At 47.4% G+C, this 8,871-nt stretch carries 5 protein-coding genes; 2 read left to right on the top strand and 3 right to left on the bottom strand.

Annotated features, from left to right (window positions below; genetic code table 11):
* Nucleotides 1-172: 172 nt before the first annotated feature.
* The 3 genes from QUA74_RS28750 to QUA74_RS28760 form a co-directional block, all read right to left on the bottom strand.
* Nucleotides 173-1,831, bottom strand: coding sequence for an alpha/beta hydrolase (locus QUA74_RS28750; RefSeq protein ID WP_333335988.1), 1,659 nt, complete (start codon nucleotides 1,829-1,831; stop codon nucleotides 173-175).
* Between the two features lie 518 nt (nucleotides 1,832-2,349).
* Nucleotides 2,350-4,353 carry a cation:proton antiporter domain-containing protein gene (locus QUA74_RS28755; protein WP_333335991.1) on the bottom strand — a complete coding sequence of 668 codons (2,004 nt, stop codon included), beginning with the start codon at nucleotides 4,351-4,353 and terminating at the stop codon, nucleotides 2,350-2,352.
* A 269-nt stretch (nucleotides 4,354-4,622) separates the two neighbouring features.
* On the bottom strand, nucleotides 4,623-6,020 hold the full coding sequence (locus tag QUA74_RS28760) for an amidase (protein WP_333335994.1): 1,398 nt from the start codon (nucleotides 6,018-6,020) through the stop codon (nucleotides 4,623-4,625).
* A 306-nt stretch (nucleotides 6,021-6,326) separates the two neighbouring features.
* On the opposite strand from QUA74_RS28760, the gene QUA74_RS28765 reads away from it, so the two are divergent.
* Both QUA74_RS28765 and QUA74_RS28770 read left to right on the top strand, forming a co-directional pair.
* Nucleotides 6,327-7,607: a type IV pilus twitching motility protein PilT gene (locus QUA74_RS28765; protein WP_333335996.1), complete on the top strand. Its 1,281-nt coding sequence runs from the start codon at nucleotides 6,327-6,329 to the stop codon at nucleotides 7,605-7,607.
* Nucleotides 7,608-7,675: 68 nt separating this feature from the next.
* Complete coding sequence (locus tag QUA74_RS28770) at nucleotides 7,676-8,476, top strand: circadian clock KaiB family protein (RefSeq protein ID WP_333335999.1); 801 nt, start codon at nucleotides 7,676-7,678, stop codon at nucleotides 8,474-8,476.
* Nucleotides 8,477-8,871 lie beyond the last annotated feature (395 nt).

Below are 8,871 nucleotides of genomic sequence, written 5' to 3' on the forward strand. Positions count from 1 at the left end.
TTTTAGAGAAAATAGCAATCAGGGCGCTGTTTTTGATTATACCCGACAATCCATCAAGTTATTTATTTTTCAGTCCTTAAGTATAATTTCGATCACCTTGTTTGATATGACTACAAGTCTTAATCATTAGTTATTAGCTGATGACTAATCACTAATGATTAATGACTAATCACTACTTATTCCCTTGAATAAAAGTTTGCACGACTGTATTAATTTCCGGGGAAATTTCTGTTACTAGCCGCACCGGGATTGTCGATGTGGAAGCAAATTGCGCGTATTCTGGTGTTAGAAAAACTGCATATTTGTCAGCTTCTGCAGTTAGTTGAGCGACAGTAGCCAAACTTACAGCTTTAATATAATTGCGTATGCTAGCAGCTTGGTCGCCAACAACTTCATCGCCGGTAATTACTGTGCTAGGTCTGTGAACTTGGTTTAAAGTTGTACTCGGATCTTTGACGCTTAAGTGGGTTCCTCCTACAAAACCGACTAGCCATTTGGGAGATGGAATCTTTGGAAATCCGGCAATTTGTTCTGCTAAGGCGGGAGTGGTTTTGTCCGCAGAAGATGCTACTATTAATGTGGGAATTTGAATTGAACTCAAACCCGTTTCTCCAAAGAGTAATGATGTTATGGGATTCATGGCGATCGCCCTTTTAATCCTCGCATCCCGCAATTGATACCGTTCTTCGGGCAATCCGGCCGCCGCGCACTGAATGCCTTCGCCTAAGCTGAACCCAATCAAATCCCCCTGACACCGCTGTTTGAGTCCGCTCAATTGCAGTTCGGCACCCGCCAAGGACAAGGCTGTAGCGCCGCCGAAAGAATAGCCAATTATTACCGATCGGTCGATCGCCATTTTCCCCTGCAAATTATCATCAGTTTCGTTCAATTTTGTCAGTTCGTCGAGTACAAAACTGATGTCTTTGGGACGATCTAAAAACTCTTGAGGAGCTAGCAAGGGACACTTACCCGCGATCGCAGCATTGGTATTCGTTTCATTGCTTCCCGGATGTTCTAAAGCTGCTACCACATAGCCGTGAGACGCCAAATGCTCGGCTAAGTAGCGCAAATCCGTGCGGACGGAACCCAACCCGTGAGAAAAGACGATCGTCGGTTTGTCGGCTGTCGCAGCTTCCGACCAATACACATCAACTGGAATAGGTCGATTGCGGGCGCTATCGTTCAAATCTAGCGCCCGTACCTGCACGAAATTAGGGCCGGACTGGGTTGGATCGAAAGGCAGCTTAAACGCGGGTTTAACCGCTGCTAACTGAGGTGCTATTGCCGCCATAAAGCGCTGAGTTTGCCAAAAACTTGCGTTCATATTTCCCAAAACTGTGAAAGCTCGATCGAGATCCACCACGACCCGCGAACTCGGATAAGATTCAATAAAACTCAATACCGATAAGCCTTCCGGCGCGTTTGCTCCCTGCACCAGAGCGGCTCGCAGCGCTTCCACACCCCCACCGTCGCGCCTGGGTATCACTGTAGTCAAATCCGTCAGGATGGCAGTGCCGATGCCCGTATTTAGCAAGTTGCTCAGGCCGACTACATTTAGGGGAATTTTCGCTTGCAGCGCCCGAAAAATTTTACCCCGCTGTTCCTCAGACAGGAGATTGGCATAAGCTTGCAGTTTGGCGGGGACTTTTCCTGTTTCTGCGAGTTCGCGCAAATCCGCAACCGATATTGACGATTCTAAAATACCTTTGCGGACAACAACCGTTTCTGCAGCTTTTACAGAGGATGTCGCGCCGCTCAAAGGGCCGATCGAAATCGAACCCAAAACACTCGCCACTGAAGAAAACCATCTGAAATTTGGTCTGATGCTCATTTTTACCTTATTGAACTAGAGAGGATAGATCACCATATTCTCAAAATTCTCCCAGATACCGAGATATTGTTCTAGATGCCGAGAAATTGCCTCCATCGGAGTGCGATCGGCAAAGCCTCTACGCATATTTACTTGCCGATCGCACATTCCGTACTTAAGTGCACTTCTTGTGCGGGTGCTAATGATGATGAGTTGAAGATTTTTTTAATCGGCAGCCCCAAAAATACAAACTGTGCGAGTGAAAAGAGCGCTCTAGTGTATTCCCGAACCGCACAAAGGTGCGGAAATTTTGCTAGCAATTCCGTTAGATTAGGATTAAATATAAGACTTACACAATTGTCACAAATAGGGCTTACATTTTAGGTATGTAGTTGCGCTTTAGCGCTCTTACCTAAGCTAAGAAAGAGCGCAAAAGCGCAACTACATACCTTTGTTTAATTTGCCACTTGGCTTTAATCCTAAAATTTTAACCGCAGATGAATGCAGATTCATAACGTAATCTGCGGTTAAAATATTCCTCAAGATACAGGAAAATAAACAACAAGCATCGAAATATTTTGGTGAGTCCGGGCGAGCGCTTCCGGTTCTTTGAGAGTTCCCGGTTTGTCCCACAAATTCTGTTGCTGAGAAATGGTTGTTAAAATCAGCAAATCGTGTTCTAACAAATTCTGCGAAACTAGCTTGATAAAATTTCCCCGCACCCGATTTACTGGTATCTCAGAAAGAATTTCCACCTCCGCCGCACTTTTGTTGCTTTTCTCCCGTTGTGTCGCCACCAACAACACTTGCAAAGTCGCCTTGAGTTCGTCGGCCAAACTCTTAGCAATATCCACGGTTTCCTGAAATCCAAACCGAGTCAACTCACTGTCAGTTACCGCCAAAATAACTCTGGCTGTATTCTGGAGAGGATCGGGAAATCGAGCAATCAGTACGGGTACGGGCGATCGCCTGATCACTGTGTCAATGATGCTGCCAAAAAAATTGTCGCGCGTCGTGGAAAATCCCTTCCAACCGCAAACTATTAAACTAGCCTCGCGTTCGGTTGCACTCCGTAGGATTCCGCGATCGATCGCATCATCTATCCTCGCGATCGGTTCAACCGCACAAGCAGCAGCATGGGCCACAGTTTCCGCAGCCGTCAAAAGTTGAGTTTGCTGCATTTTATCTGCAGGTGAAATTGCTTCCCCGCGATCGGACAAAATATGCAGTGGCAGCAAAGTTCCCTGAGATGTTTTTGCTAAAATCAAAGCCAAACGTAGCAAATTATCTTCCGTATTCGGATTAGCAACAGGCACTAAAACTCGCTCTCCCCATGAATGCTTTCCCGAAGTAGCAGCCGGCAAACTCGACCCCGGCGGCTGCATTTCTTGACCCCAACGAGATACAATCCAAGGAGAAGCGACACAAGTTACTAAAATCATGGCAATGATGCCGTTCACCGTTACGCGATCGACCAATTTTATCTCGAAAGCAACCGTAATCGCAGCCAAAGTAGAAGCAGCTTGAGCAACAGAAAGACCGAACATTACCATAATGTTGGGAAACTCAAAACGAAATAATTTCCCCGGTATCCAAGCTGCCAAAAACTTGCTCACCACCTCTGCTAAAATCATCACCGCCGCCACCAACAAAGACTGCGGCTGCTTTACCAAAATTAGCGGGTCAATTAACATCCCCACAGAAATCAGAAAAAACGGGACAAACAGCGTATTGCCAATAAACTCAATTCGATTCATCAGGGGACTCATTTTGGGAATAATTTGAGTAATGGCAATTCCCGATAAAAATGCACCAATAATTGCCTCAATTTCAATTAGTTCTGCTGCGTAAGAAACTAGAAATAGGGTCGCCAATACAAATATAAATTCGGCATTTTCGTCGTGTCCGAATTTCTTAAAAAACCAGCGACCGATTTTGGGAACTCCCCACAAAGTAGCAAAAGTGTAGATAGCAAGAGAGGGAATTAGAAACAGCCAAAAATCGAGAGTGAGATTTCCTTTAAAAGCTTTGACAACAATTGCCAGCACCAACAGTCCCAACACATTCGTAATTAAAGTTCCCCCCAAAGTCGTAGTAATAGTCTGAGTTCGCATCAATCCCAATTTGGTGAGAATTGGCAGCGCTAAAAGTGTATGCGTAGCAAAACAAGAAGCGACTAAAATTGCAGCCAGCCAGCTATATCCTAACAGCAGCATCGCTCCTGTCCCCAATATCATCGGTAGCGAAAAAGTGGCCAACCCAAATATGACAGCTTTGTCTGCATTGAGTTTGAGGTCATCGAGGCTAGTTTCCAGTCCCGCTAGGAACATCAAAAACAGCAATCCTACAGTACCTAACAAAACAATAGTAGCGTCCCGTTGCAACAAATTGAGACCGTTGGGCCCAACAATTACGCCAGCAATAATTAAACCGACTATTCCCGGCAGTCGCAAGCGCTCAAATAACAGCGGCGCGAGTAGCATGATTGCTAAAAGAACTAGAAAAACGGGAACGGGAGCGGTAATCGGGCCGGAAGTTAACATGAATTTCACCCTAAATATTGGCAGCGAACTGCTACCATATTTAAAAGGAAATAATCAAAATGTCTATCAATCTAAAGAGGTATTATCAATAAATTACAGCGTAATTGGTAATAAGTAGGAGTGGGCGGGAGCAACTGGGTTTATTGGTAAAATATGGGTTGGCTTACTATAATTTTCTGCCTCAAACCGGATTTCTAGTTACCCGCGCACAAATCCTGATTTGGCATATCCCTAAAAAAGGGAAACGTGCTTTTATCCCTTGCTCTTCCCTATTTAAAATCTAAAACGGGGAAAGGTTTTGCCGCTTCCATCTGCGCCGCTAAAGCAATTAAAGTTGCTTCCGCCGCCGGCCGCCCGATAATTTGAATGCCCACGGGCAAACCGTTGTTATCTAAAATAGCAGGAAGTGCGATCGCAGGCAAACCGCTAGCATTAAATGGCGGACAAGGAGCAATCCAATTAATGATGCGCTGCAAAGTTTCTTCAAAACTCAAATCAGCCCACTCGCCAACCCGGATTGTGGAGTGCATATAAGTCGGCAAAACTAACACATCAAATTTTTCAAAGAATCCCACAATCCGCCGTGAAATAACCTGCATTTGATTCACCGCCCGCAAATATTCCCCAGCGGAAATAGTTCTTTCTAACAGCCAGCGATTCATGGGTTCCAAAGCAGGGCCTGGAATACCACTTGCAGCGGCCCCAGACTGCCAAATTGCGGTAAACGGTTCGATTAAACCTGTAAAATCTGGGCATCCAGGTTCGACATCGTGACCCAAATCTGTCAGTAACTTGACGGTTTCGAGTACCGCTTGCTGACAGATAGCTGCAGCCTCGCCCACAGGGGAAATAGTCGTAGAAAACGCAATTCGCAGTTTGCCCAACTTTTCACGGGAAGCCTCTAAAAACGTCTGATTTGAATCTGGTAGCCAGTACGGATCGCCTGTTGTGTAGCCTGACATCACGTCCAAAAGTGCGGCCGCGTCAGCTACAGTGCGCGCCAGTGGGCCGTTTGTAGAAATGCCGCTGAGGTAATCTCCGACAGGTGCCCAGGAAACTCGCCCCCGCGACGGTTTAATGCCCACTAAACCGCAGCAGGAAGCTGGGCCTCGAATCGAACCGCCGCCGTCTGAACCTTGGGCGATCGCACACAAACCCGCTGCTACAGCCGCCGCTGAGCCGCCGCTGGAACCTCCGGGCGTATAGTCTAAATTCCAGGGATTGCGCGCGGGCGGGAAACCTTCTGGTTCGGTGTAAGGTAATGAGCCAATTTGAGAGGTGGCTGTTTTGCCTAGAATGTTAAATCCCGCTGCTTTGATCCGCCATACTACTGACTCGTCGTAGGCAGAGATGTTACCCAGCAAAGCCTGAGTGCCGTATGTACACGGAACGCCGGTAACTGGTGTCAAGTCTTTAATGGCGATCGGCACTCCGAAAAAAGGTGGCAATTCCTGTGGCTTGTTTAACCCAGCTAGTTTTTCGGTTTGAGATTTAGCCAGGGCGATCGCCCGCTCGGCCGTTACAGTAAAATAACTCCCCAGGTCAGGGTTTAATCGATCGATCCGTTCCAAGTAGAGATTTACAATTTCTAAAGGCGACACTTCCAGGGTGCGGATCGACTCCGCCAACTCCAAAGCTGGAGTAAAAGCCCGATCGACAGAATTCATCGGTTTAAGTCCTTAATATTTGGCTAAAGTATCAATTTATACTGCTTGGTTGCGGAAAACTCTTTTCCTTAAAAAAAATTATCCAAAAATGTGGAGAATCCATATTCGCGCGTAGATCGAGAGTGCTGGCATCCTCCAATTGGCAGAATATTTCCTTAGTAGTGCAGCATTATGACTCTCTCTTAGGATAGACTGAGTACAACAGTTAAGCTTTTGTGCAAGCCCCGCACAATGGCGATCGGCATTGTCCAACTTCCACAAATCATCTGTTCGAGTCAGCCTTCTCACCAATTTAAGGTAGCGCATATGACACAACAGCATCCGCCAGCTCCTCGCCCGCCCGTACCCGGAGCTCCCCCACTGCCAGGAATACCCCGCCCTCCAGCTCCAGGGATGCCCCCCAGAGCAGCAGGAATGCCGCCAGCACCGCCGCCAGCACCAGCACCAGCACCAGCACCAGCACCAGCACCAGCACCGCCGCCGCAATTCTTCGCCACACCTAAAAACCCGATCTCTAGCAACGGCGGCCCTCCGACTTTGAAAGAGCTAGTCCTCCGAGCCAAAGACGAAGGAGTATCCGACCTTCACCTCGGCGTAAACGAAGTGCCCCGCTTCCGCACGCGGGGCGAAATTGCCGACATCGGCTACCCACCGACCGATTTAGATACGTTTTTTGGCTGGTTGCGGGAGTGCATGAGCGATGAAGAAATTGAAATTTTCCAAAAAACCCTAGACTTTGACGGCGCTTTCGACTTCGGGTTCGTGCGGATTCGGATCAGTTGCATGGACTCCTTAGCCGGGCCGGCGATGGTGCTGCGGCTAATTCCTGCCAAAATAATGACACTGGAGGAATTGAAGCTGCCGGAGGTCTTTAAGAAAATATCCGGCTACCACAAAGGGCTGATTTTGGTGACGGGCCCGACAGGTTCGGGTAAGTCTACCACCTTGGCTGCGATGATCGACTACATCAATAAGAATAAAGCCTACAATATCATCACGATCGAAGACCCGGTAGAATTCGTACACGAAAGCAAAAAATCCTTGATCAAGCACCGGGAAGTCGGCAGGCACACCCTGAAGTTTATGAATGCTCTCAAAGGCGCTCTGCGGCAAGACCCGGACATGATGCTAGTAGGAGAAATTCGGGACAGAGAGACGGTGGAAATCGCCCTCAAAGCCTCTCAGACCGGTCACTTAGTTGCAGGAACCCTGCACACCAACAGTGCGATTAAAACTCTGAACCGGATTCTGGATATGTTCGGGCCCGAAGAACAGGAGGCCATACGGGTTTCACTTTCCGAATCCCTAGTGGCAATTATTGCTCAACTGCTGTGCAAAACCACAGACGGGAAGCGGGCTGCTTTCCACGACGTTTTGATCAATACCGACGTGGTTAAGGAATACATTCTGAAGGGCCAGAATGAGGAAATTAATCAAATTATGATCAAAGATACTTATGAAGGCATGACGACGATGAATAAGTCGCTCTATGGCCTTTATCAAGAAGGTCGGATTACGGAAGAACTTTGTGTAGAGAACTCGCCGTACCCGAACGAAATGGCTCAGATGCTCCGAGGTCGAGTGTAAAGGTCGAGTGTTAACAGTTAAAAGTTAACAGTTAAGTGTTAACTTTTAACTTTTATTGGTGTACTGAATTGAAAGTCGATCGCCCTATTTTGCCAGAAATTTTCAAAGGCATTGCGCTGTTTACACCAGGGGGAGACTTAATCTATTGCATAGACCCCCGCAAGCAAACTCGGTGGCATTTACAGTTGTGCGTAGCTCTACAGGAGATCCTCGGTTTGTCGGAACCGCCGCATTTTCTGATACCTTGCTACACGGCAACCGTTGACTGCTGGCTCGATCCAGGCGATCGGCAGGTGCGGGTTGCTGCCGAGGCTTACCCCCCCGTGCTGCGACATCAAACGCTGCTGAACGCCATTTTTGGGACTGGCGATTTAGTATGGCATCCCCGGAGCGAAGAAATGTGCGAACCGATGGCGATTGCTACTTATCACCAACAATTCCCCGAACTTTGGGAAAATCACGACTTAATTGTACAGTATGCCAGCCCCGAAGCTCGATCGGACTGGAGCAGTTCGATAGTAACTCCCTTGTGCTTTCCGCAATCGCAGCAGACTCCGCTTCTGAAACCAACAGCACTTACCCCACCGCCACAAACTCAAGGGTACGTTTTGCGTCTGTTTGTTTCCGGCAGCAACCCCAGCACCGAACGCACCCTCGAAACTTTACACCAGTTTTTAGAGCAATGCCTCGATCGTCCCTACACTTTAAAAGTAATTGATGTTTTGAAACATCCAGAACAAGCTGAGGCAGATCAGATTTCAGCAACTCCTACTTTGATTAAAATCTGGCCGAAACCCGTGCGACGCATTGTCGGCGAATTGAACGATGATGAAAAAATAGTGCGGCTGCTGAGTTATTCGGAATTTTAGATTTGGGCGAGGATTTTTGGGATTATTTAATACGGGCGATCGCGGTTTTAGTAGCGATGGAATTAACAACATTTAGTAACTCAGTCAGGGAGGCAAAAAGTGGTTTGACGTTCTACTTTATCAGTCAGGTATTCTTGGGTCGTACACCCTAAATATAGAGGTTCTGCACCCAGGAGTGAATTGCGGGTAATGCCATGCACTCACCACGAATAATTAGGGTAACTTACTTGGCTGGGAAATTGCGGTAAGGTGCGCCGAAGAACACCCTACTTTACCACAATCAATCTGGCAATCAGGAGAATTGAAAACCGTGCCTGAATTGAAATGCTCACCGTCCTAAAGGAGCGGTGATTCTTGACGCTTCATCGGGATTTGCTACCGAAGTAGTCTGACAA

This window comes from Microcoleus sp. LAD1_D3, assembly GCF_036702135.1.
GTDB lineage: Bacteria > Cyanobacteriota > Cyanobacteriia > Cyanobacteriales > Microcoleaceae > Microcoleus.

Coding starts and splice junctions, on each gene's coding strand:
- QUA74_RS28750 (WP_333335988.1), bottom strand. CDS start 1,831: ATGAGCATCAGACCAAATTTCAGATGGTTTTCTTCAGTGGCGAGTGTT.
- QUA74_RS28755 (WP_333335991.1), bottom strand. CDS start 4,353: ATGTTAACTTCCGGCCCGATTACCGCTCCCGTTCCCGTTTTTCTAGTT.
- QUA74_RS28760 (WP_333335994.1), bottom strand. CDS start 6,020: ATGAATTCTGTCGATCGGGCTTTTACTCCAGCTTTGGAGTTGGCGGAG.
- QUA74_RS28765 (WP_333335996.1), top strand. CDS start 6,327: ATGACACAACAGCATCCGCCAGCTCCTCGCCCGCCCGTACCCGGAGCT.